The sequence below is a fragment of the Klebsiella sp. GN_Kp190 genome (assembly GCF_040061795.1).
GTDB lineage: Bacteria > Pseudomonadota > Gammaproteobacteria > Enterobacterales > Enterobacteriaceae > Klebsiella > Klebsiella michiganensis.
Genome location: NZ_JBEAFN010000044.1, coordinates 1 through 22,965 on the forward strand (window position 1 = coordinate 1; position 22,965 = coordinate 22,965).

The 22,965-nt window shown below is 57.9% G+C and carries 20 protein-coding genes; 2 read left to right on the forward strand and 18 right to left on the reverse strand.

Translation table 11 applies throughout. From position 1 onward, the window contains the following. Positions 1 to 664 precede the first annotated feature (664 nt). Positions 665 to 982 (forward strand): hypothetical protein, encoded by a 318-nt coding sequence (locus ABLU67_RS23220; RefSeq protein WP_004098189.1) that lies wholly within the window; start codon positions 665 to 667, stop codon positions 980 to 982. A gap of 39 nt (positions 983 to 1,021) precedes the next feature. Here ABLU67_RS23220 and ABLU67_RS23225 read toward each other — a convergent pair whose 3' ends face one another. The 3 genes from ABLU67_RS23225 to ABLU67_RS23235 are packed head-to-tail and all read right to left on the reverse strand — an operon-like array spanning position 1,022 to position 5,939. Continuing rightward, positions 1,022 to 2,146 (reverse strand): ABC transporter permease, encoded by a 1,125-nt coding sequence (locus tag ABLU67_RS23225; protein WP_224385046.1) that lies wholly within the window; start codon positions 2,144 to 2,146, stop codon positions 1,022 to 1,024. Then, positions 2,146 to 4,875, reverse strand: coding sequence for a ribosome-associated ATPase/putative transporter RbbA (rbbA, locus tag ABLU67_RS23230; RefSeq protein ID WP_064358746.1), 2,730 nt, complete (start codon positions 4,873 to 4,875; stop codon positions 2,146 to 2,148). The genes ABLU67_RS23225 and rbbA overlap by 1 nt, the downstream gene beginning before the upstream one ends. Further along, complete coding sequence (locus tag ABLU67_RS23235) at positions 4,872 to 5,939, reverse strand: HlyD family efflux transporter periplasmic adaptor subunit (RefSeq protein WP_004098195.1); 1,068 nt, start codon at positions 5,937 to 5,939, stop codon at positions 4,872 to 4,874. The genes rbbA and ABLU67_RS23235 overlap by 4 nt, the downstream gene beginning before the upstream one ends. 533 nt (positions 5,940 to 6,472) lie before the next feature. Between ABLU67_RS23235 and ABLU67_RS23240 the strand changes: the two genes are divergently transcribed. Continuing rightward, positions 6,473 to 7,870, forward strand: a complete 1,398-nt coding sequence (locus ABLU67_RS23240) for a diguanylate cyclase (RefSeq protein ID WP_048262575.1) — start codon at positions 6,473 to 6,475, stop codon at positions 7,868 to 7,870. Positions 7,871 to 8,148: 278 nt separating this feature from the next. On the opposite strand, the gene trpS is transcribed toward ABLU67_RS23240, so the two are convergent. The 15 genes from trpS to ABLU67_RS23315 all read right to left on the reverse strand — a co-directional run. Continuing rightward, positions 8,149 to 9,156, reverse strand: a complete 1,008-nt coding sequence (gene trpS / locus ABLU67_RS23245) for a tryptophan--tRNA ligase (RefSeq protein WP_014227742.1) — start codon at positions 9,154 to 9,156, stop codon at positions 8,149 to 8,151. Positions 9,157 to 9,362: 206 nt separating this feature from the next. Next, positions 9,363 to 10,619, reverse strand: a complete 1,257-nt coding sequence (mtr, locus tag ABLU67_RS23250) for a tryptophan permease (protein WP_004098211.1) — start codon at positions 10,617 to 10,619, stop codon at positions 9,363 to 9,365. 264 nt (positions 10,620 to 10,883) lie between these two features. Continuing rightward, positions 10,884 to 12,272 carry a tryptophanase gene (gene tnaA / locus ABLU67_RS23255; protein WP_004128455.1) on the reverse strand — a complete coding sequence of 463 codons (1,389 nt, stop codon included), beginning with the start codon at positions 12,270 to 12,272 and terminating at the stop codon, positions 10,884 to 10,886. Positions 12,273 to 12,396: 124 nt separating this feature from the next. Beyond that, on the reverse strand, positions 12,397 to 12,492 hold the full coding sequence (gene tnaC / locus ABLU67_RS23260; RefSeq protein ID WP_004098218.1) for a tryptophanase leader peptide: 96 nt from the start codon (positions 12,490 to 12,492) through the stop codon (positions 12,397 to 12,399). Positions 12,493 to 12,733: 241 nt separating this feature from the next. Next, positions 12,734 to 13,063 (reverse strand): multidrug efflux SMR transporter, encoded by a 330-nt coding sequence (locus ABLU67_RS23265; protein ID WP_348852548.1) that lies wholly within the window; start codon positions 13,061 to 13,063, stop codon positions 12,734 to 12,736. 17 nt (positions 13,064 to 13,080) lie between these two features. Continuing rightward, complete coding sequence (locus ABLU67_RS23270; RefSeq protein WP_014227744.1) at positions 13,081 to 13,494, reverse strand: multidrug efflux SMR transporter; 414 nt, start codon at positions 13,492 to 13,494, stop codon at positions 13,081 to 13,083. 19 nt (positions 13,495 to 13,513) lie between these two features. Further along, positions 13,514 to 14,200, reverse strand: coding sequence for a hypothetical protein (locus ABLU67_RS23275; protein WP_049078876.1), 687 nt, complete (start codon positions 14,198 to 14,200; stop codon positions 13,514 to 13,516). 12 nt (positions 14,201 to 14,212) lie between these two features. Continuing rightward, positions 14,213 to 14,833, reverse strand: a complete 621-nt coding sequence (locus ABLU67_RS23280; RefSeq protein WP_014837302.1) for a phosphate propanoyltransferase — start codon at positions 14,831 to 14,833, stop codon at positions 14,213 to 14,215. After that, the gene (locus ABLU67_RS23285) at positions 14,830 to 15,252 is read right to left on the reverse strand and encodes a BMC domain-containing protein (RefSeq protein WP_128696651.1); all 423 of its coding nucleotides are present in this window, start codon (positions 15,250 to 15,252) and stop codon (positions 14,830 to 14,832) included. The genes ABLU67_RS23280 and ABLU67_RS23285 overlap by 4 nt, the downstream gene beginning before the upstream one ends. Positions 15,253 to 15,264: 12 nt before the next feature. Next, complete coding sequence (cutD, locus tag ABLU67_RS23290) at positions 15,265 to 16,212, reverse strand: choline TMA-lyase-activating enzyme (RefSeq protein ID WP_014227748.1); 948 nt, start codon at positions 16,210 to 16,212, stop codon at positions 15,265 to 15,267. A 56-nt stretch (positions 16,213 to 16,268) separates the two neighbouring features. Continuing rightward, complete coding sequence (cutC, locus tag ABLU67_RS23295; protein ID WP_348852549.1) at positions 16,269 to 19,655, reverse strand: choline trimethylamine-lyase; 3,387 nt, start codon at positions 19,653 to 19,655, stop codon at positions 16,269 to 16,271. Positions 19,656 to 19,680: 25 nt separating this feature from the next. Beyond that, on the reverse strand, positions 19,681 to 20,835 hold the full coding sequence (locus ABLU67_RS23300; RefSeq protein WP_047724629.1) for a 1-propanol dehydrogenase PduQ: 1,155 nt from the start codon (positions 20,833 to 20,835) through the stop codon (positions 19,681 to 19,683). A gap of 15 nt (positions 20,836 to 20,850) precedes the next feature. Next, positions 20,851 to 21,108 (reverse strand): EutN/CcmL family microcompartment protein, encoded by a 258-nt coding sequence (locus ABLU67_RS23305; RefSeq protein WP_004098229.1) that lies wholly within the window; start codon positions 21,106 to 21,108, stop codon positions 20,851 to 20,853. A gap of 26 nt (positions 21,109 to 21,134) precedes the next feature. After that, entirely contained in the window at positions 21,135 to 22,739 is a 1,605-nt protein-coding gene (locus ABLU67_RS23310; protein ID WP_014227751.1) for an acetaldehyde dehydrogenase (acetylating), read from the reverse strand. Between the two features lie 53 nt (positions 22,740 to 22,792). Further along, the coding region (locus tag ABLU67_RS23315; protein WP_049097946.1) for a BMC domain-containing protein at positions 22,793 to 22,965 on the reverse strand (173 nt) is incomplete at its 5' end.

Genomic DNA, 22,965 nt, shown 5'->3' on the forward strand with positions numbered 1-22,965 from the left:
AAACAAGTGAAGAGCCCATCCTGACGGATGGGCTTTTTGCGTTTTTGTCGTCTGAGAAATCCGTATTAAAGCCCGGTAAGGATCCTTTACCAGACCTTTTTCACGATAGGGCATCCGCAGTACTTAAGCGAAATAAGTATATATCGCTTTGAAATAAAAGGTTTTTTGAACTTTACCTGGCGTCACAACGAGAGCGATGAATTGTGCGGAGAGCTTGCCGGCAAAACTACTGAAAGCCGTGACGGCGAATAGCATAGATCTATTTAAACTCAATTATTTATCGAAAACTCATCTACAAAGAATTTATTTTGTGAATAAAATAATTAGCATGAACGTTATATGAAAATAAAAATAGAGATAAACGCGTTTCTGAATATTTAACAGGAATTATATTAAGAATATTACCCGCATAACGCTTAAGTTATTCTAAAGTCATCAGGTTAACAAATAGATACGAAACCCTCTCCCCTGCCGAGCACACAGGCATAACAGCTGGACTTTTTCTGCGAAATGACTTAGTGTCCTTAACACTTTGTTAACTCGATCTGGTTTAAGTTAATTCAAATTTGCTAAAAACATAGGGTGCATTGCCTGTATGGAAGCTAACCCGGTAACGTCTTTTGACGAATAGTGCATGTTACCGGCTGGCAATATGAGAATATAAATGAAATTTCTGATTAACTGGCCTCCTTTGCGCCAACTGATACATTATATCCGGGAGCGTTTTACCTTTCTGGTCCTGCTCTGCTGGCCGGCGATCATCTGGCTGGTTTGCCGGGCGCTTGTCTGGTTAACGGATGGATTAATGGTTCTTCTGGGTAAACCCACCGACCACTCGTTTACCGTGTATCTTCAGCCGCTTATGACGCTAAGTGCGCTGCTGAGAATTTCCGTCAGCTGGGTGCTGCTGCTGTTTATCCTGTTCAGCATGGCGATGGGATTCACCTGGGCTCTGCGGCGCTTTATGAATCGCCATAAATAGCGCCGATGCCGCGACCGGCAGAGCGACATCGGTATTGCCTCAGGCCATTTCCCCGATCGTCTTACGAAAACGCAGTAGGGCGATAGTAAAAAACACGCCACCGATAGCCAGCAGCGTCAGAAACTGTGGCCAGACGATAGAGAAATCAGCGCCTCGATAAAGAATGGCCTGCGCCAGGCTGACAAAGTGGGTCGTCGGCATGGTGAGCATAATATCCTGTACAGCCTGCGGCATACTTTCCCGGGGCGTGGAGCCGCCGGAAAGCATCTGCAGCGGCAAAAGCACCAGAATCATCAGCAGCCCCAGCTGCGGCATGGAACGCGCCACCGTCCCCATAAAAATGCCGATTGAGGTAGTGGCAAACAGGCTCAGGGCCACTCCAAGCATAAAGAGCGGTATCGAGCCTTCTATCGGTACCTGCAGCACGCCCTGAACCATCAGGATCAGGGAGAGTCCGGAAACCACCAGCACCACCAGCCCCATTGACCATATCTTCGCCATCATGATTTCAAACGGCGTGACCGGCATAACCAGCAGGTGCTCCACGGTACCATGTTCCCGCTCGCGTATCAGCGCCGAGCCGGTCAGCACGATCGCCAGCATGGTGATATTGTTGATAATTGCCATGACGGCGCCGAAACGCTCCTGCTCCAGGTTCGGGTTAAAACGCATCCTGACGGCCAGCTCAACCGGCAGCGTACCGTTGTCCCGGTAGCGGGCGACAAAGCTGTTCACCTCGCCGGTGACGATATTCTGGATATAGCTATTGCCGGTAAACGCCTGGCTCATTCGCGTCGCGTCGACGTTAACCTGTAGCTCGGGCTGGCGTCCGGCCAGAACATCGCACTGGAAATCCGGCGGAATATTGATGGCGAAAGTATAGCGCCCCGCATCCAGTCCGGCGTCCATCTCATCAGCTGTAATCAGCTCCGGAGGCAAAAACCAGGGCCGGTAAAAACCATTGATGATACGCGATGAAAGCTGCGACTTATCCATGTCGGCAATAGCGATGGGCGCCAGATGCAGCGAACCCGGCATAACGGTCGCGGAGGAGTAAACCGAGACGGTAAAAGCAAAGACAATCAACGTCAGCATCGCTTTATCGCCCAGCAGGCTGCGTAGCTCTTTCATTCCCAAATTATAAATATTGCGTAGTCCGCGCATTATCCCTCCTGTTTTTTCAACAGCCACACGCTCAGGCCCAGCACCAGCGGAACCGCGATAAGCAGCGGAATAAAGGATCCCCACAGGTCGGTCAGATTCAGCGCTTTGGAAAACGTTCCTCGCGCGATGGTCAGAAAGTGGCTGGTTGGATAAATCTGGCCAATCCAGCGCCCGGGTCCTTCCAGCGAGGCGACGGGGTCGATCATCCCGGAAAACTGCGTCGCCGGGATAAGCGTAATGATCGCGGTGCCGAAAATAGCCGCAATCTGGCTTTTCATAAAGGTTGAAATCAGCAGGCCAAGTCCGGTGGCGATAGTGACGTAGAGCAGCGCGGCGAGGGTGAGCGTCAGAAAACTCCCTTTGTGCGGTACGCCAAAAACAAAGACCGACAGCGCGCAGAGCAGGAAGAAGTTGAACATCCCCAGCACGATATACGGCACCTGTTTACCCAGCAGAAATTCGCTGCGGGTGGTTGGCGTCACGTACAGATTGATGATTGAACCAAGCTCTTTCTCGCGGACCACGCTGAGCGCGCTGAGCATCGCCGGGATCATCATCAACAGCAGCGGAATCACCGCCGGTACAATCGCCGGCAGGCTCTTCACATCCGGGTTATAGCGATAGCGGGTCTCGATGGAAATCAGTGAAGTATCGCGATTGGGGCTGGCCTGGCGACCGGCCATCTCCTGCAGCCAGGCCAGATGCATGGCCTGCACGTAGCCGCGCACCGTCTCCGCGCGGTTCGGCATCGCGCCGTCCACCCACACGCCAATCTGCACCGGCGTTCCCCGGGCGATATCGCGGCCAAAATTAGGCGGAATTTCAATCGCTACCGCTAATTCACCGTTGCGCATTCTTCTGTCCAGTTCGCTATAGCTTTGCAGCGGCGGCTGTTCGATGAAGTAGCGTGAGCCGGCGATATTTTGCGACCAGCCCTGGCTACTGACGGTCTGGTCGCGGTCGAGCACCGCAAACCGCAGATCTTCGACATCCATACTGATCCCATAGCCCATGATAAACATCAGGATCACGGTGCCGAGCAGTGCCAGGGTCGATCGCACCGGATCGCGGCGCAGCTCAAGCGCTTCGCGGCGGCTGTAGCTAAACAGGCGCTGCAGGCTGAACGCCTGACGCGGCGCCACGCTTTCGGCTTTATGTTCCATCGCGGGAACCGGTGCACCCTGCGCATCAGGCGGCTGCGCGGCATCCGCCGCTTCCTGTAGCCAGGCGATAAACGCCTCTTCAAGGCTGGCCGATCCGCGCTGCTCCACCAGAGCCTGCGGCGTATCGCTGGCCAGCACTTTTCCGGCATGCATCAGCGAAATGCGATCGCAGCGTTCCGCTTCATTCATAAAGTGGGTGGAGATAAAAATGGTCACCCGGTCCTGACGCGCAAGATCGACCATCAGCTGCCAGAACATATCCCGGGCTACCGGATCGACGCCGGAGGTGGGTTCATCAAGGATTAACATTTCCGGGCGGTGGATCACCGCGACCGCCAGCGAGAGGCGCTGGCGGATACCTAGCGGCAGCGAAGCGGGCAGGGTGTCCTCAACCTCTTCCAGCATAAAGCGCTGGCTCATTTCGGCGATCCGCCCCGGGATCTCCGCATCAGGGATGTGGAACAGGCGGGCATGCAGCTCGAGGTTTTGCCGTACGGTCAGTTCGCTATAGAGGGAGAAGGCCTGCGACATATAGCCAACGCGGCGGCGGGTTTCGATATCCCTGGGGTCGACCGGCTGGCCAAACAGCCACGCCTCGCCTTCGCTGGCCGGTAGCAGCCCGGTCAGCATTTTCATGGTCGTTGATTTGCCGCAGCCGTTAGAGCCGAGGAAGCCGAAAATCTCGCCGCGGGCAATGCGAAAGTTGACGTGGTCAACGGCGACAAATTGACCGAAGCGCATCGTTAGCCCGCGCGCTTCAATCGCAACTTCGCTTTCATCGGCATTGCGCGGCGGGATGATCACCTCTTTATGCGCCAGGCGCTGGGTTTCGGGTAGCAGGGCGATAAACGCCTGTTCCAGCGTCTGACTTGCCGTGTGCGCTTTAAGCTCATCGGCGCTGCCGGTTGCCAGAACTTCCCCCGCGTTCATGGCAACCAGCCAGTCAAAGCGCTCCGCCTCTTCCATGTAAGCGGTGGCGACCAGGACGCTCATCTCCGGCTGACGCTGGCGGATGCTGTCGATCAGATCCCAAAACTGCGCCCGCGAGAGAGGATCGACGCCGGTGGTGGGTTCATCGAGGATCAGCAGCTGCGGGTCGTGAATGAGCGCGCAGCACAGGCCGAGCTTTTGCTTCATCCCTCCGGAGAGCTTTCCTGCCGGGCGGTCGCGAAACGGCGCCAGGCCGGTACTCTGGAGCAGCTCATTGATGCGGATATCGCGTTCGGCTTTATCATGGCCGAACAGACGGGCGAAGAAATCGACGTTTTCATAGACCGACAGGGTATGGTAGAGGTTCTTCCCCAGCCCCTGGGGCATCCAGGCGATTTTCGGGCAGACGTCCTGGCGATGACGTACATCGCTCATATCGCCGCCGAGCACCATAATGTTGCCGTGCTCAATCACGCGCGCGCCGGAGATCAGCGATAGCAGGCTGGACTTGCCCACGCCGTCGGGCCCGATCAGTCCCACCATACGGCGAGCGGGAATGCTCAGCGTAATGTCCTTCAGCGCGACGGTTGCGCCAAAGTGCTGGCTGACGTTTTCCAGGCGGGCGACGGTTTTCATTGCGGCAACCTCACCGTCAGCGCTTCAGGCCACGCCTGCTGGTTATCCAGGCGGACCCAGGCCATCCCGGGCAGGCCGGTCTTCACATACTCCAGATGCTCCGCCAGCAGCTCTGGCGGAATACGGGCTTTTACGCGGAACATCAGCTTCAGCCGTTCATCGCTGGTTTCCACCGTTTTAGGCGTAAACTGCGCCACGCTGGCGACAAAACTGATATTGGCGGGGATCACCAGATTCGGCGCGGCATCGAGGATAATTCGCGCTTCGCTGCCCAGCGCCAGCAGACCCGCCTGCTCGGTAGGCAGGAAGAAGGTCATATAGACATCGGATAAATCGACCATATTCAGCACCCGGCCGCCCGCCGCCAGCACCTCTCCCGGTTCGGCGACGCGGTACTGAATGCGGCCATCGCGCGGGGCTTTCAGCTCGCTATCGTCGATATCGGCGATAATCCGCCGTTCGGTCGCCTGGGCGGCCTCGACCCGGGTTTGCGCCTGAATGATGCTGGTGCGCGCCGCCTCAATCGCGGCCCTGGCGGCAGAGACCTGCGCTTTGGCGGATTCCAGCGCCGCCCTGGCGCTTTCTGCCGCCGCCTGGTCGTCATCCAGCTGCTGCGCGGAGACCGCGCCGCGCTGCGAGAGCGTGCTGGAGCGGACGTGACGTTTAGCCGAGGAGTTCAGCTCCGCCTGCCGCTGCTTCACCACCGCTTCCGTAGCGCGCATTTCACTTTGACGCTGGTCGAGCAGGGCTTTCGCGGCGGCAATCGCGCTCTCTGCTTCCTTGATTTGCGCGGCGGCCTCCAGCCGTTGTTCGTTGAGTACCCGGGTGTCCATACGGGCCAACACGTCGCCCTGGCGAACAAACTGCCCCTCTTTGACCAGGATGGTGTCGATACGCCCGGCGGTTTTGGTGGCGATATCGACTTCTGTGGCTTCAATCCTGCCGTTACTGCTGGCAAAGCCCTCAGGAATTCCCGGCGGGCGAAGCATCCACCATGCCGCTGCGGCAATCACCACCGCTAAACCAATAACGTATCCAACCCAACGCCGTTTGATTTTGTCCATACGCGACTCGCTTTGTTCCATAGGCTGAGTGGTGCGCGCTTCTCCTCCGCATGGCGGAGTTTCGTCTCTTCAGGGAAGGGAGAAATCGGGGATAAGGCCGACCGGCGCAGGGAGCCTGCAGCGCTGCTAACCGGTCAGAAAGAGGTGCGATCAATGTGGTCATCATCAGCAATCCTCGCCTTAAATGAAACACGCATATTTATTGCTACCGTCAATGTCATACTAACACCCGCAATGAGTATGTCCATATACAAAGCAGGGTCTTGTTGTCGGGTTAACATAAAAACAGCGAGGAGCGCGATGGCACAATATTACCCATAATGCCTATTGGGGTTAATGCTCCGGATACCGGCGCAGATAATCTTAATCGTTCTTCATTAAATCATCGTACATATAAGCTATTCCTTAGCGCTAATAACCAGAGGATATTATTCCCTGGAGACTGGCGCATTTTTAATCTGGTTGCCCCAGGAGAACTGTTGTATGATCGGCGGCCCTGAAAATACACTCACGCCGGGCGAGCGCTTTATTCAATGAAAGATGAAAGCCAAAAATATATCTCGATTATTTTTAAGGAGTGGTTGCCGCTGTACGACAGCCTGACGCCGGAAGTGAGGGCGGTACTTAAAAATATTGCCGGGCAGCAGGCGGAGGCGTTAGCGACCCGTTTTTATGATTTTATTTTCCAGGACCCGGACATTGCGCGGCACCTTAGCTATGACTTAGTTCAGGAGCGGCTCAGCAGCTCGCTGGCCGGGTGGGTGAAAGATATCCTGATGTGCGATAAGGAAAATCTGCAGGCGCTGGCGGAGCGGCAGTACCTGATCGGCAGCATCCATTCACGCATCGGTATCCCGGCAGAGGCGGTACTGCGCGGCGCGCGCCAGCTGAAAGCCGGGCTGATTGAAAATATCCGCGATAGCCAGCTCGATCGCGAGACCAGCGTTGCCGCCATCTACTACGCCATCATGGCCATTAACATGGCGGTAGAAATGATGTGCCACGCCTATACCCTGTCGCACTATCGGGCGACGAAAAATGAAGAAGCGTACCGCCTGTATAGCCTGATGGATAACGTGCCGCTGGAATATGGCAAACAGCAGGCCTCGCTCTCCGGATGGGAAAATACCGCTATTTTTAATATCGTTAGCGATAATAAAAGCGATATTAACGGAGCGTTATTATCTGATTCTGAATTTGGCCTGTGGTTCCGCCATAAATGCGTGCGTTATTTTAACAAAAATCCGCAAATGCAGGAAATCGCCGACTTAATTAGCAAGGTGGATGCGCTGTTATCCGCCTGGAAATCCTCGACTGAGGGTTCTGAGTATAAAAACACGCAGGCTTTGCTGCAGGGGATCCATATCCATTGCCAGCAGATCGGCAGCCAGATGGGGGTGCTGTTTAGCAGCCTGTCGCAGATGCAAAGCGGTAAGGATACGCTGACCAGCCTGCTTAACCGCCGCTATCTGCCGGTTGTCCTCAAGCATGAAGTGACGCTGGCGATGGAATATGAACTGCCGATGACGGTGGCGATTATCGACATCGACCACTTTAAAGAGATCAATGATAGCTGGGGGCACATGGTCGGCGACCGGGCGATTAAGCACGTTGCGGAGCTGCTCAGCGATAATATTCGATCCAGCGATTATATCTTCCGCTACGGCGGCGAGGAGTTTCTGCTGGTGCTGGTGGAGACCGGCGCCGCGGAAGCCTTTACTATCCTTGAACGGCTGCGTAAAAAAATCAGCCAGCTGGCGTTTAGCGTTGGCGCTGACAATGAGATTTCGATTACCGCCAGCATCGGCTACGCCGTCCACACCGGTCATCCGGATTACAATCTGCTGCTGCGCGATGCCGACAGCGCGCTGTACGTCGCCAAGCGCGATGGGCGCAACTGCGTGAAGCTGCATGAAGGCGACGGCAACTAAGCTGCCGGGTCCTTCCCGGAGGCGGCGCGCTGCGCCTGTCCGGGCTACCTGATCGCAGACGGCAGTAAACCCGTAGCCCCGGTAAGGCGACAGCCGCCACCGGGGAATAAACCGCAGAGTATCTTCCGATCGGGCGCCATCCCGGAGGCGGCGCGCTGCGCCTGTCCCGGCTACCTGACCGCAGACGGCTGTGAACCTGTAGCCCGGGCAAGGCGCCTCAGGCGCCGCCCCCGGGAGAGATGTGGCAGCGGATTTCAGTGCGGAGAGATCGCCGCGCCTTAAAACAGCACCGGCAGCCCCAGGCCGCGTTTTACTTCATGCAGCGTCCGCTGTGTCAGTTCGTGCGCCCGCTCGCTTCCCCGGCGCAGCAGCGCCAGCAGCATGCCTTTATCCTGAATATAGGTCGCCCGGCGTTCGCGTATCGGCGCCAGCAGCTCCTGTAAGCAGGTCTCCAGCGCGTTTTTGCACTGCCTGTCTCCCAGCCCTCCGCGCCGATAATGGGCTTTCATCTCGGCAACGAAGGTCTTATCAGCATGAAAGGCGTCGAGATAAGTGAATACCACGTTGCCTTCTGTCTGACCCGGGTCGGCGACCCGCAGGTGATTCGGGTCGGTATACATGGCGCTGACCGCACGGTGGATCTCCTCTTCGCTGGCCGAAAGGGTGAGCGTGTTCCCCAGCGATTTCGACATTTTGGCGTTGCCATCAATGCCCGGCAGGCGGCTGACGTCGCTGAGCAGCGCTTTGCAGTGCCGTAAGATCGGCGTCGTCGTCAGGCTATTCATTTTGTGCACGATCTCATTGGTCTGTTCAATCATCGGTAGCTGATCGTCGCCGACCGGCACCAGTTCGGCCTTAAAGGCGGTGATATCGGCGGCCTGGCTTATGGGATAGGCTAAAAATCCCACCGGCAGCGAGCGGGAAAATCCCTTCTGGGCGATTTCATTTTTCACCGTCGGATTACGTTCAACCCTGGCGACGGTGACGATATTCATATACAGCGCGCTGAGTTCGGCCAGCGCCGGCAGGGCGGATTGCAGGCAAATGGTGGTCTTCTGCGGATCGATGCCGACGGCGAGATAATCGGCCATCACCTCAAGGATATTGCTGCTGATTTTTTGCGGGTTGCTGCCGTTGTCGGTCAGTCCCTGGAGATCCGCGACGAGGATAAACTGCTGGTGGTCGTGCTGGAGCAGCACGCGCTGGCGCAGGGAACCGACGTAGTGGCCGAGGTGCAGCTGGCCGGTAGGACGGTCGCCGGTCAGGATCGTTTGGCTGGTGTTCATGAGTGACTCCTTAGGATGCTATCAGGCCGAAGGGCGACACTCAGAAACAACAAAGCCGCCTTCCGGCGGCTTTGAATAGAGGAAACGTCAAATCTTGCCGCCTGTTATGCAGGCAGCCACCAACGGCGGAGGTGAGAGATGACAACGTTTCTGTTCATCTTTTTATCCTGCCACGAAAAGCCGCGGCAGTAAAAGCCCTTTTTTATTCAGCGATAAACCGGCAGCAGGTTAAAGCTGGATAAAATATGAATTATTGCGTTGGCGCCGCCGAAGCACAAAATCAGGATAATCATGGCATTGCCACCCCAGACCCGATAGTTCGGGCTGCCGAAACGCCTGCGCGAGGCGCGCGCCAGCAGGGCGGGGACGATAGCGGCCCAGACGGTGGCGGCGAGGCCGGCGAAACCAATGGCGTAGATAAAACCGTTAGGCCACAGCAGCCCGCCGGCGATCGGCGGCAGAAAGGTCACCAGCGCGGTTTTAAACCGCCCCAGCCGACTATCGTCAAACTTAAACAGATCCGCCAGATAATCAAACAGGCCAAGAGTCACGCCCAGGAACGAGCTGGCGACGGCGAAGTTGGAAAAGACCGTCAGCAGTAAGTCCAGGGTCGAACTGTTCAGCAGGCCGCTTAAGGTCTGCACCAGCACGTCGATGTTGCCGCCTTTTTCGGCGATAGCGATAAACGCCGGGCGCGGAATATTGCCCATTGTGCCGACCAGCCAGATGATATACAGCACCAGCGCCATCAGCGTGCCGAGCAGCAGGCAGCGGCGAATGATAAGCGGGTCTTTACCGTAGTACTTCATCAGGCTGGGGACGTTGCCGTGATAGCCAAAGGAGGCCAGGCAGAACGGCAGCGTCATCAGGACGTAGGGCAGATAGGACGCATTGACCTCCGCGCGGTTAAACAGAATCGCGGGCTCCACGTGCCACATCAGGCCGCCGAAGGTCATAAAGAAGGTGAGGATTTTGGCGCCCAGCACGATAGTCGTCATCCGGCTTACCGCTTTCGTACTTAGCCAGACGATAAAGGCGACCACCAGCGCGAACGCCAGCCCGCCCAGGCGTGCGGGAACCGCGAGGTTCATCTGCGCAAAAGTATGCTGAATAACTGAACCGCTTGCGGAAATATAGGCGTAGGTCAGGATATATAAAACAAAGGCGACGGTCAGGCCGTTAATAATATTCCAGCCGTTTCCCAGTAAATCCTTTGTAATCGTGTCGAAGCTGGCGCCAATATGATAATTGAGATTGGCTTCGAGGATCATTAACCCGGAATGCAGCATGCAAAACCAGGTAAAAATGAGCGCCAGCAGCGACCAGAAAAACCAGGCGCCGGACATCACCACCGGTAAAGAAAACATGCCTGCGCCAATAATCGTGCCGCCGATAATCATCGCTCCGCCAATCAGCGATGGCGTATTAGTTGAGACCGCTTTTGAGACTGATAGTGTAGCCATAAGGTGCATTCCTCACGTGGCTATAATTTTTATACCCGTCATACTTCAAGCTGCAGATGTGTTGGCTGCGTTCACTCACCCCAGTCACTTACCTCAGTAAGCTCCTGGGGGTTCACTCTCTTGCCGCCTTTCTGCAACTCGAATTATTTAGGGTACAGATAACGGCTGCGGGAAAACGGCTACCCGGCGCAACCCGAATGATTGAGCTTAAAGAGATGGAATTAAATTAATGGCGCTCTCATTGCGAGAGCGCCGTGATGCGGTTTATTTCACCGGTTTCAGTCTGGCGACGAAGTGGCGCAGTACCGGCGGTTCATAGGTGAAGGTCAGGCCCTTAATCGTGGCGGCGCGCGCCTTAACGGCGATCAGCGCATCAGCGATATAGTCCATATGATCGTTGGTGTAAACCCGGCGCGGAATGGTCAGGCGCAGCAGCTCCATCGGCGACGCCTTCTGTTTGCCGGTTTGCGGGTCGCGGCCCAGCAGCAGGGAGCCGATTTCCACGCTGCGGATGCCCGCTTCCAGATACAGCTCGTTGTTTAGCGCGTGCGCCGGGAACTGCTCCGGTGGGATATGCGGCAGCAGCAGCTTAGCATCGACGAACACCGCATGGCCGCCGGTAGGATACTGAATAGGAATGCCGCCTTCGCGCAGGCGTTCGCCGAGGTATTCCACCTGATTGATGCGATAAGCGAGGTAATCCTCGTTGGTCCCTTCTTCCAGGCCGATAGCCAGCGCCTCCATATCGCGTCCCGCCAGGCCGCCGTAGGTGACAAAGCCCTCCATCGGCACGCAGCGGATGCGCACTTCGTTGAACAGATCTTCGTCATCGCGGAAGCAGCAGAGTCCGCCGATATTCACCATCGGGTCTTTCTTGGCGGACATGGTCAGCATATCGCCGTACTGGTACATCTCAAGAATAATCTCTTTCACCGATTTATCGGCGTAGCCCTCTTCGCGCTGTTTAATAAACCAGGCGTTTTCGCAGAAGCGGGCGGAGTCGATCACCACCGGAATATTATTCTGGCGGGCAATCTGATACACCTCGCGCATATTCGCCAGCGATACCGGCTGGCCGCCGGAGCTGTTACAGGTGACGGTGGTAATAATCGCCGCCACGTTTTCCGCGCCGTGTTCGGCGATGGTCGCTTTCAGCAAATCAATATCAAAGTTGCCTTTCCAGTCGTACCACGAGGTGGTATCGAAGGCTTTCGGCGTCACCACGTTAATGGCTTTTGCGCCGTTGAGCTCCACGTGCGCGGCGGTGGTATCGAAGTGGAAGTTGGAAATAAACACCGGATGCGCCGACTTGCGGCGAGCAATCAGGCTCGGGAACAGAATCTGCTCCGCGCCGCGCCCCTGATGGGTGGGAATGGTATACGGATAGCCGATAATCTCTTTGACCTTTTCGCACAGATGCTGATAGTTACGCGACCCGGCGTAGGCTTCGTCGCCCATCATCAGCCCGGCCCACTGATGGTCGCTCATCGCGCCGGTGCCGGAGTCGGTCAGCAGGTCGATATACACGTCCTGGCTATTGAGCAAAAACGGGTTATAGCCCGCCTCTTCCAGCGCTTTGACGCGATCGTCAAAGGTAGTCATGCGAATGTTTTCGACCATTTTAATGCGGAACGGCTCAGGGATACGTTTCATTTATTTTCTCCATGGGGATGCTGTGCCGCGTTTGTCTATTTGGCGACAAATAAAAAGCGCAACAAATAGCGACTAAACGCAGTGCTGAATTAATTTTTTTTAGGGAGTAAACAGCAGCGGAGAATTAACGAGGGAAGTCGTTGGAGATGCGGTGATCTAAATTATACCAGTCGTCCAGGCCGCCCTGGGCAATGAGGCGATAAATCGATTTTTGCGTCATGACATCGTCCTCTGTGGGTGAAGGGATGCCATAAAAATAAGGTAAAATGAGAAAATAACCACGATTAAAATCACAAAAAATAATTTATCGATAAGCGGAGTATAAAAATTTGACGCTCGTCGTCTTTTTAGCGTTATTGATTAGCAGGCAATGGTTTTTTGTTTTTTTATTACGCCAATAACGGCTTATTGAGTGAGGTTATTAGCGCCTTCACCGCAATCAATGAAGGCGCAGGCGGGACTTACATGCTGGAGAAGACGTTCATAATGATGCCGCCGGAGATGATCAGCACCATGGCGAGAATAGCCGGGATATCCGGTTTTTGCTTATAAAGGATCATTGAGCAAATCGTGACGCCGACGATGCCAAAACCGCACCACAGCGAGTAGGCGACGCCGACCGGAATGGTGCTCATCGCGTGGGTGAGGGCGAAGTAGCACAGGCCGTAGGCGCAGACCACCAGCACCGACGGCGCCAGCTTGCTGAAGCCGTTGGTCTTTTTGATCATCGATGTGCCGGTGATTTCGGAGCCGATAGACAGCGCCAGCCATAAAAATCCGAGGTTAAACATAAGCGGTTCCTTTTCTGTTAGTTGGCGACTTTTTTGTCCAGAGATGCAGCGGCCGGCTGCGCGGGCGCTTCCTCGCTCTCTTCGCTACCCATTTTGGAAAACAGGTTCATGATCACGATCCCGCTGGCGATAACCGCCATACCGATAATGGCGGCGGTGTCCGGGTGCTGGCCGTAAAACGCCATTCCCAGGGTCGACACCACGAGGATGCCGGTACCGGACCAGGTGGCGTAGGCCAGACCGACGGGAATATCCTTCACCGCGCGGGATAGCGAGTAGTAGCAGGTGCAGTACAGCAGCACCAGCAGCCCGAGCAGCAGCATTTTGCTCATCCCTTCACTGCTGCCGAACATTTTGAGGGTGGAGGTGGCTGAGGTTTCGGAAACGATAACCAGCAGCATCCATAGCCAACACTTTGTTTTTGAAGACATAAGTTAAACTCCGGGTTTACTATTTAAGGTAAGGTTCTTTTTTTCTGTTTTTTAAAAAATCGATAGCGGCATCGGTCAACTGCGCTTCAGGAGCACAGGCCAGCGCCGGATTATTCACCACGTCTGTGACAGTGAGATAACGCCGCGGGCCGCTCGCCGACGGCGCCGCCGCTTCGCGACCCGACGCCAGCTTCTCCAGCAATTCGTTCATGGTGCACAGCGCGATGCCGCATTCGGCCAGGCGGGCCAGCGTGGCCTGCATATGTCCGGCGTAAGCGCTATCAGGCTGCGCCCCGCGCAGCTGGTTAAGCTCGCTGGCGGGATCGCAGTGATAGCGCAGCGCCAGCACCGGCAGGCCGCTCAGCAGGGCATCGTGCACGCGGCGGGCAACCGGACCGTGCAGGGAACCCTTCACCAGATCCGCCGCCAGCGGGTAGTCGAGAAACGGCAGCAGCAGCGCCTTATACGAGACCGAAGGCAGCTCCTGTTGCCAGTCGGCCGCTGGCAGCGTTTTCCCGATAGCCCGCCACTGCTCGCCGTCGTCAATCCCGCTATCCAGCGCCAGGTGCAGGCTCTCGCCGCAGCCGGCCAGCCGCTGGCGAATAGCGTGCCGGTAGCCCGCCGCGGCGGTCACCATCACCAGTACCGGCGGCCGCAGACGCTGGATAATACGTTCAACCAGGTCTTCCATCTGTTGGTCGGTCATGGCGAGCCTCCGTTAGCCGATGAGCGTGACCTGCGCGCCGTTTTTCAAGCCGGCGGCGTTGGCCTCTTCGGTATCAATATGAAACTCCAGCGCGAAGTCTTCGCGTACCCGCACCACCACTTCATCAAAGGTCAGCTGGCGTTCGCCGTCGCTGCGGACGCTAACCTTCTGGCCGTTGGCGACGTTCAGCTGGCGGGCATCCTGCGGCGACATATGGATATGCCGCCAGGCGCAGATCACCTGCGATCGCAGTTCAACGTGGCCTGCCGGGCCGATCAACAGCGCGCTGCCCGCGTTCTCCAGCTGGCCGGATTCGCGAACCGGCGCTTTGATGCCGAGGGTAAAGCAGTCGGCGCGGGAGATTTCCAGCTGCGATACCGGGCGGGTTGGGCCGAGGACGCGCACCTGGGTGAGCGAGCCCTTCGGACCGACCACGGTGACGCACTCCTGGGCCGCGAACTGCCCCGGCTGGCGCAGCGGCTTAAACGGCGTCAGGACGTAGCCCTTGCCAAACAGCGCTTCGACGTCCTGCTGCGCCAGATGGACGTGGCGGTTAGAGATGCCGACCGGGATAGCTGGAGCAACGTGGCTCAGGCGGGCGGCGATTTTTTCATGGAGCAGGGTGTCGATCATGCCTTCTTCCCTTTCCTCATCGCCGCGTTTTTATCTTCCGTCGGCGCAGGCGCGGCGGCGGGTTCAGTGGGTTCCCTTGTTTCCGCAGCGGCGGGCGCGACGGCTTCAGCCTCAAGCGGCGCGGCAGATTCCGCGCGCGGCGGACGGCCTTTCAGGGTGCTGAGGGCGTCCACGACGCTGCGCTCCGGACGGGCGATCGTCAGGGATTTGATCTGCGGGTCGATGAGCGCGGCGACGGCCACGCCGCGTTCGATAGCGGTGTGAATCGCGCTGATCTCCCCTTCAAAGCAGACGCTCACCAGCCCCGAACCGACTTTGCGGTAGCCAATGCAGGACACGCCTGCGCTTTTGCAGGCGGCATCCACGGCCTGAACGGCGGCAACTAACCCTCGCGTTTCAATTACGCCTAAACTTTTCATTGTCGGCTCCTGTTAATGGCGGACTAAGCGAATATCAAAATCAAACTGCGTGAAGAACGTTTCCAGCCGGTCTAACTCCTCGGCGGAATAAGTTGGGTCTCGGGTAATGGGGTAAGGCATATCGAGGCGCTCATATTTTTTGCGCCCCAGCTGGTGGTACGGCAGCATATCGATGCGGCGGATATTTCCGCGCTTCGCCAGCTTTTGTACGTAATCAATGGCCCCGGTAATGGCATCGAACGAGTCGTTATAGCCGCGAACCAGCGGCATGCGGATAATGACGTTAGCGCCGGAGTCCACCAGCCACTCCAGGTTGCGGCGAATGCCTTCGTTACCGATGCCAAATAACGCTTTATGGTGCTCGCTGTTAATTTGCTTAATATCGAATAAGAAGGTGTCGGTCACCGGCGCCAGCTTTTGATAATTGGCCAGCGGCGTGGTGCCCTGCGTTTCCACGGCGGTATTGAGCATCATCTTTTTGCATTCGCTAAAGAGCGCGACGGCAAAATCGGTCTGCAGGCTCATTTCCCCGCCGCCGATGGTGACGCCGCCGCCGGAGGAGATATAAAAGTCGTAGTCCTGCATGATGATCTCCATCAGTTCGCTGACGGTGACATCTTTGCCCATAATATCCAGCGCGTTCTGGGTGCAGATCTCTTCGCACTTGCGGCAGCCGATACAGTCTTTATTGCGGTTGACGAAATGCTTCATTTCGCCGTTTTCTTCCGCCCGATAATGAATTCCCGCCGGGCAGACGTTGACGCAGTCGCCGCAGTTAATGCATTTATCCTGTGAGAACATCACCTGAAACTGGCTATTCAGCCCTTCCGGGTTAGCGCACCACGGGCAGCGAATATTGCAGCCTTTGAAAAAAACCAGCGTGCGGATCCCATCGCCGTCATAGATCGAATATTTCTGAATATTGAATATTCGCCCGGTTAATTCTTGTTTTGCGCTCACACATACCTCCAGAAAAACGATCGGGACATCCGTGTCCAAAAACGTCCGTGTCTTTATCAGAACTTCTCGATGACCGTACGGCTGATAATCTCGTCCTGAACTTCTTTGCACAGCTCAACGAAGTAGGCGCTGTAGCCCGCGACGCGGACGATCAGGTCGCGGTATTTTTCCGGCTCCTGCTGGGCTTTTTTCAGCACTTCGTTATCGACATAGCTGAACTGCATCTGGCCGTTGCCGAGAATCGACGCGGTGCGCAGCAGGGTAATCAGGCCGTGACGACCTTCCGGGGTATCCAGCAGCCCTTTGAGGAACTTGAAGTTGTGCACCATGCCGATGTTCATGGTTTCGACGTTCATCTTGCTCACCGACTTGATGATCGCCGTCGGACCCTGCTTATCCGCGCCCTGAGTCGGGCTGATACCGTCGGAGAGCGGCATCCACGCCAGGCGACCGTTCGGCGTGGCGTTGGTCAGCTCGCCGATCGGCGTATTGTTGGAGATGGACAGGGTGCCGTGGCTCAGGGTGGAGTAGAGCATCTTGTACTTACGGCACTCGCGCTCGGTCCACTCGGTGATATCCAGCGCATACTGATCGACGTAGTTATCGTCGTTGCCGTATTTCGGCGCGTTGAGGCAGTCGCGGCGCAGGCTTTCAAAGCCTTCGAAGTTCGCCAGCAGCGCGTCGCGTACCTGCTCGAGGGTGTATTTCTTATCTTCAAACACCAGCTTACGAATCGCCGCCATGGAGTCGACGTAGGTCGCCAGACCGGAGAAGATCAGCCCCGGGCCGTGGTTGATCATCGCGCCGCCGGCGGCAACGTCTTTGCCTTTTTCCATGCAGCCTTCCACCAGCAGCGACATCAGCGGCTTCGGCGCCACGTCGCGGTGCACGCGCTGGCTGATGACCGTCCCGATCGCCGACAGGCGTACGATATGGGCGATCTGTTTTTTCACCGCCGCGTCGAAATCCTCGAAGGTGTGCAGGTCGCGCAGGTCGCCGGTATCCAGCCCCTGATAGCTGTCAAACAGCACCATCCGACCGCGGTTTAAAACGAACTCAATGGCGATGGGCCACTGGGTGTAGCCGGTGGAGGTCCACTGATAGATGCGGCCGGATTTCTGCGGCTCGACGCAGCCCATCAGGCAGTAGTCGCGGGCGTCTTCGAAATCGAAGCCTTTACGCAGCATCATTTTGATATGGGAGTCGTCGAAGTGGCAGGCCGGGAAGCCCATACCCGCTTTGACGACGTCGACGATTTTTTCCATATACTTCTGCGGCGACTGGTTGTGAATACGGCAGGCCAGCGACGGCTGGTAAACCTTCACGAAGCGCACGGCGTCCATGATCAGGTAGGTCAGGTCGTTACAGGCATCGCCGCCGGAGCGCTTCTGACCGCCGACGGTCAGGTTGATAAACGGCTGATAGCCGGCGAAATATTTCGCCCCCAGCTCGCTGGACATCCACATCAGCTCGGCGCATTTGATGATAAACGCCTGCAGCAGCTCCAGCGCGGTGTCGTGAGTCAGACGGCCTTCGCGGATATCGGCTTCAAACATCGGGTAGCAGTACTGGTCTACGCGGCCCAGGGACAGTCCGGTCTGGTTCTCTTCAATTTCAAACAGCGACTCCACGGTCCAGATGCTCTGCAGCGCTTCCTGCAGGGTTTTCGGCGGATTCGCCGGCACGTTCTGGTTCACCTCGGCGATGGTCAGCAGCTCGGCGCGACGCTGGGCGTTCTGCTCAATCGCGGCCAGTTCGCGGGCGCGGGCGGCGATGCGGTGCGCGTAGTTAATCACCCCTTCGCAGGTTTCAATGGCCGCTTTGTAGTAGTAGATGCGGTCGATATCTTCCGGGTTTTCCATACTCAGGCTGGCGAGATGCGCCTCGGCGTCGGCTTTAATGCCGTTCATCCCTTTGGTAAACAGCAGCACGTCGTAGCCCGGGCAGGTGTCGCCGCCGCCGTTGATCTGGTGGTAGGAGAGGTCGCTGACGAAGGTCTCGCCGCTGAACGCCCATACGCCCGCTTCTCGGTACTGGGCTTCGCAGATTTCATCCAGCGAGCGGCCTTCCCAGAACGGCACGATCTCTTCGCGGATGGTTTTTTTATCTGCTTCGCTGATCTCAAACGGATCCTGCGGACGGGTGCTCATGGTATCGAGTTCGTCGCGCACCCAGCGCCAGGCGATATCCGGCGAGAAGGCGCCCGCGCGCGGCTTGCCGCACGGATGACCGACGATCAGCTCATCGTCCTGAATCAGAATCGGCGCGGTTTCGCAGGCGTGGCGGAAGGCTTTGGCGCGCAGCAGAATCGTCGGCATGCCGGGGTTGGCTTTGACCACTTCGGTAAAGGCCAGCGCGCGGTAGATAGAGACGCTCGGGCGCACGGTCAGGTAGTGGTTACGCAGGCGCTGCATGCGCGGGGTCAGCCCTTCTGCTGCCGGCGTCTCGCCGGCGGCGGCAAACGGGGCGGCGGAAACGTGCTGGACGCCCTTGAACAAACGCACCGGCAGATGCAGGGCGCTCAGGTTGTGCTGCGCGCTGAGGAACATGTCGGAGAGTTCGTTAATGCGCGCGTTCTCAAGGCTTGCGCCGTGCAGCAGGGCGTCGAACATCGGATAACCGTCGATCGCGCAGGCGGCGCGCACTTCGCACAGCTCCGCCAGCTTGAACCACAGCGATTCGACGATTTCATACGCCTGCTGCGGGGAGAGCGCGCCGTTGTTGATATCGTGCTGGTAGTAAGGCAACAGGGCTTTGTCGGCGCCTTCCGGGTTGACGGCGTAGCTACCGTTATCGAGCTGGAGCGCCAGCTGGAACAGATAAAAGGCCTGGCACGCCTCTTTGAAGCTGCGCGCCGGATGCGCCGGAACGTGGTGCAGAATGGCGGCGCTGTCCAGCAGTTCCGCCCGGCGGTAAGCGTTGGTTTCCGCGGCGGCCAGCTGTTCCGCGCTGTTGGCCAGGTTTTGCGCCAGCGCCAGCAGGGCATCGCAGGCGTAGATGGCCGCGCGGCAGCCGTTGACTTCGTCCATGCCGCTGCGGCTGACGGCGCTGCCCAGCGCGCGGGTTTTCTCTTCCAGCTGATGTTTTATCGCCAGTACGCCTTTTTCGACCACCAGCTTGTAATCCGGGGAGTCGAGATCGCTATTCAGGTTGAGGAACTGGAACGCGGACGGGCGACGGACGGCGCTCTCGTCGTGGAAAATCGCCCCGTGCGGTTTGCGGGTCTGGTTGCCGACGATCAGCTCGTCGGCGCTGATGCACAGCGGCAGCTGGCGCATCAGTTCATAGAAGCGGCGCGCCGGTTTGACGGCGGCGGGAACCCCGGCGATATCGCCATCAAGGGCGTTGAGCGTGGTGGCATGTTCGGTGCACAGGGTGCTTTTTTGTGAGAGTAAACGTTCTGCCAACACTTTGACGCGCGGCGTTAAGCTGTAGTGTGCCATAGGTAAGGTTCTCCAAATCTTGTTATCAGTGGCCCTGAACGGCGTTGCCGGTCCATGCCCGGCGATAGAGTTCGGTCAGTGCGTGAGCGTCCGGCGCGCGTGGGTTCGTCGGGGTACAGCTGTCGCGTAGCGCCTGGCCGACCATCTCCGCCAGCCGCTGTTCAAATTCGGCGGCAATGACGCCGGTATCACGAATGCCGGCCGGCATGCTCATCTCGTCTTTTAGCGCCTGAATGGCGACCAGCAGGCTGGCGACGCCCTGGCGGGTAGTGGCCGCGGGCAGATCCAGCAGATGGGCTAATCGGGCGTATTTGCGGGCGGCATCGGTATCGCACTGCCCGTGATAATCGGCGTTCCAGGCCACCACGTCCGCCATCAGCAGGGCGTTAGCGCGGCCGTGGGGGACGCGAAACACGCCGCCGAGCGCGTGGGCAAGGCTGTGGGTGATGCCCAGCGAGGCGTTGGTGAAAGCCATGCCCGCCATGCAGGAAGCGTTGTGCATCTTTTCCCGCGCCAGCAGGTCGCCACCGTTGCGCCAGCAGGTCGGCAGAAAGCGAAATACCTGCTGCACCACTTTCTCCGCCAGCGCATCGGAAAAGTCGCTGGCGGCGAGGGAGACATAGGCTTCCAGCGCGTGACACAGCACGTCCATCCCGGTATCGGCGGTGATCGCCGGCGGCACCGAGGCCACCAGCGCCGGGTCAAGAATGGCGATATCCGGCAGCAGCGAGGGGTCCACCAGCACCAGCTTTTCGGCGTGGGCTTTTACCACCGAAAAGGCGGTGACCTCAGAGCCGGTGCCGCTGGTGGTGGGGATCGCCACAAAGCAGGGCGGCTCGCGGTGAGCGTCCGGACGGGTTTGCGCCAGGGCGAAAATAACCGCTTTGGCTGCATCAATCACCGAACCGCCGCCCAGCGCGATAACCAGATCCGGATAGCTGTTATCCATCCGCTTCATACCGCGCACCACGGTGGCGATATCCGGGTCGGCCACCACGTCGTCCCAGACCTGGAAAGCGATGCCGCGCGCATCGAGGATCTGCGTGACGCGATCGGCGAGGCCAAACTTAACCATCGCCTGGTCGGTGACCAGCAGCACGTTGCGGGCGGGCAGCTCGTTCAGGATGGCAAGCGCATCCTGACCAAAGCGAATCCGGGGTTTCAGCAAAAATTCACTCATTGGGTTATTGACTCCTTAAGCGTCCCGAAACACGTTCTCGACAATGGCGACCACCGACATGGCCTTGTAGCGCTCTTTGTTGAGCGCCAGGTACTCTTCGGCCAGCACGATGTCGTGCATACCGGCGCCGACGCTATCAACGGCAACCCAGGTCTGGTCTTTCATCGGCTGCTGGTCATCATCTAATTTGACGATCAGCAGCAGGTTGCTGCCCCGTAGCTCATCGCACTTCTGCGTGGCGACGACATGTCCGACTACCTTTGCGAGAATCATTGTTTTTATCGCCTTATATCAATGTGTTACTTACCAAGGCGTTCCAGCACCTGGCGGATGACGCGTTCCACGTTTTGCTCATTAATCTCGCTGTCCGCGCCGACGGCGGCGGCAGACGCAAAGCGATCGTCGGCGCTGGCCGGGTGGGCTGCGGTGGCAGCGGTCGCCGGGGCGTTAAAACGCTCATCGTCGAAGATGCTGCGGTTCGGGCCGGCCGCCGGGCTGACGATGGTCGGCTGCGGTTCCGGGCGGCTGCCCGGCGCGCGCAGCTCATCGATGGAGCGCACGCCGTAGCCCACTTTGCGGATGTTGAGCAGGTTCATCGGCCCGACGTTGTCTGAGCTGGAGCCGCCGCCGACCGCGCCGCAGCCGAGGGTCAGGGCCGGGGTGATATTGGTGGTCGCGCCGATGCCGCCCAGCGCCGCCGGGGTGTTGATCAGAATGCGGTTAACCGGTTTTTCCAGGCAGAACTGGCGGATGACGTCCTGGTTGCGGGTGTGGATCACCAGCGTGTGGCCGAGGCCTTCGTTGGTCAGCAGCTCCACGACGCGGTGGCAGGCGGCTTTCCAGTCCTCTTCGACGTACAGGCCGAGTACCGGGCACAGTTTTTCCCGCGAGTAGGGGTTGGAATGCGATACCGTGGCCTGCTCGGCAATCAGCACCCGGGTGCTGGCCGGGACGCAGAAGCCGGCCATCTGGCTCAGATAGAGCGCGGTTTTACCGACCACTTTGGGGTTGATGGTGCCGTTGGGGCGCAGCAGCAGGGCCGCCATTTTTGCCGCTTCGCTTTCGTTCATGAAGTACGCGCCCTGAGCTTCCAGTTCGCGATGCACTTCGTCGTAGATGCAGCGTTCGACGATAATTGACTGCTCGGAGGCGCAGATCACGCCGTTATCGAAGGTTTTACTGGTGATGATATCTTTCACCGCGTGGGGGATATCGGCGCTGCGTTCGATAAACGCCGGGCCGTTACCCGGGCCGCCGCTAATGGTCGGCGTGCCGGACGCGTAGGCGGCGCGCACCATGCCTTCGCCGCCGGTCGCCAGGATCAGCGACACGTCTTTGCTGTGCATCAGCTCTGAGGTGGCTTCGAGGGTCAGCTGGCTAATGGCGTCGACGCTACCGGCAGGTGCCCCTGCCGCTTCCGCCGCGCGCTTCACGATTTCAATCGCTTTCCAGCTGCACTGGCGGGCGCCGGGATGCGGGGAGAAGATAATCGCGTTGCCGGCCTTCAGGGCAATCAGCGTTTTGTAGATGACGGTGGAGGTCGGGTTGGTCGATGGCACCAGCGCACAAATCACCCCCAGCGGCACGCCCACGTCCATCACTTTTTGTAGCGGATCGTCATGAATGATGCCGACGGTCTTCATATCTTTGATGGCGTCGTAGACGCGCAGCGAGGCGAAGCGGTTCTTCAGCACTTTGTCCTGCCAGTTGCCAAAACCGGTTTCTTCCGCGGCCATTTTCGCCAGCGCTTCGGCATGATGCGCCGCTTCCTGGGCCACGTTCTTCACGATGGCGTCGATTTGCTGCTGCGAAAAGGTGGCCAGAATCGCCTGCGCCTTTTTGGCATTGCGCACCAGCTCCCGGGCGTTCTGCCGGGACTGCAAATCGTTATCCAGTTCAATCATGAGTCTATCCTTCATCAGACTAAAAGAGTGGAGACGGGGCGCGCCCTGTCAGGTCATGCTTTGTGCTGCGCCGCGATTTTTTCGATGTCGTTATGCGGACGCGCGATGACGCGAGAGGTGACGACTTCGCCGATGCGTTTTGCCGCTTCCACGCCGGAATCCACCGCGGCATTCACCGCGCCGACGTCGCCTTTCACCATCGCGGTGACGAGGCCGGAGCCGACGT

Bases quoted from the DNA above. Each gene is read 5' to 3' on its own strand.
- ABLU67_RS23220 (WP_004098189.1), top strand. From the start codon at position 665: ATGAAATTTCTGATTAACTGGCCTCCTTTGCGCCAACTGATACATTAT.
- ABLU67_RS23225 (WP_224385046.1), bottom strand. From the start codon at position 2,146: ATGCGCGGACTACGCAATATTTATAATTTGGGAATGAAAGAGCTACGC.
- rbbA (WP_064358746.1), bottom strand. From the start codon at position 4,875: ATGAAAACCGTCGCCCGCCTGGAAAACGTCAGCCAGCACTTTGGCGCA.
- ABLU67_RS23235 (WP_004098195.1), bottom strand. From the start codon at position 5,939: ATGGACAAAATCAAACGGCGTTGGGTTGGATACGTTATTGGTTTAGCG.
- ABLU67_RS23240 (WP_048262575.1), top strand. From the start codon at position 6,473: ATGAAAGATGAAAGCCAAAAATATATCTCGATTATTTTTAAGGAGTGG.
- trpS (WP_014227742.1), bottom strand. From the start codon at position 9,156: ATGAACACCAGCCAAACGATCCTGACCGGCGACCGTCCTACCGGCCAG.
- mtr (WP_004098211.1), bottom strand. From the start codon at position 10,619: ATGGCTACACTATCAGTCTCAAAAGCGGTCTCAACTAATACGCCATCG.
- tnaA (WP_004128455.1), bottom strand. From the start codon at position 12,272: ATGAAACGTATCCCTGAGCCGTTCCGCATTAAAATGGTCGAAAACATT.
- tnaC (WP_004098218.1), bottom strand. From the start codon at position 12,492: ATGACGCAAAAATCGATTTATCGCCTCATTGCCCAGGGCGGCCTGGAC.
- ABLU67_RS23265 (WP_348852548.1), bottom strand. From the start codon at position 13,063: ATGTTTAACCTCGGATTTTTATGGCTGGCGCTGTCTATCGGCTCCGAA.
- ABLU67_RS23270 (WP_014227744.1), bottom strand. From the start codon at position 13,494: ATGTCTTCAAAAACAAAGTGTTGGCTATGGATGCTGCTGGTTATCGTT.
- ABLU67_RS23275 (WP_049078876.1), bottom strand. From the start codon at position 14,200: ATGACCGACCAACAGATGGAAGACCTGGTTGAACGTATTATCCAGCGT.
- ABLU67_RS23280 (WP_014837302.1), bottom strand. From the start codon at position 14,833: ATGATCGACACCCTGCTCCATGAAAAAATCGCCGCCCGCCTGAGCCAC.
- ABLU67_RS23285 (WP_128696651.1), bottom strand. From the start codon at position 15,252: ATGAAAAGTTTAGGCGTAATTGAAACGCGAGGGTTAGTTGCCGCCGTT.
- cutC (WP_348852549.1), bottom strand. From the start codon at position 19,655: ATGGCACACTACAGCTTAACGCCGCGCGTCAAAGTGTTGGCAGAACGT.
- ABLU67_RS23300 (WP_047724629.1), bottom strand. From the start codon at position 20,835: ATGAGTGAATTTTTGCTGAAACCCCGGATTCGCTTTGGTCAGGATGCG.
- ABLU67_RS23305 (WP_004098229.1), bottom strand. From the start codon at position 21,108: ATGATTCTCGCAAAGGTAGTCGGACATGTCGTCGCCACGCAGAAGTGC.
- ABLU67_RS23310 (WP_014227751.1), bottom strand. From the start codon at position 22,739: ATGATTGAACTGGATAACGATTTGCAGTCCCGGCAGAACGCCCGGGAG.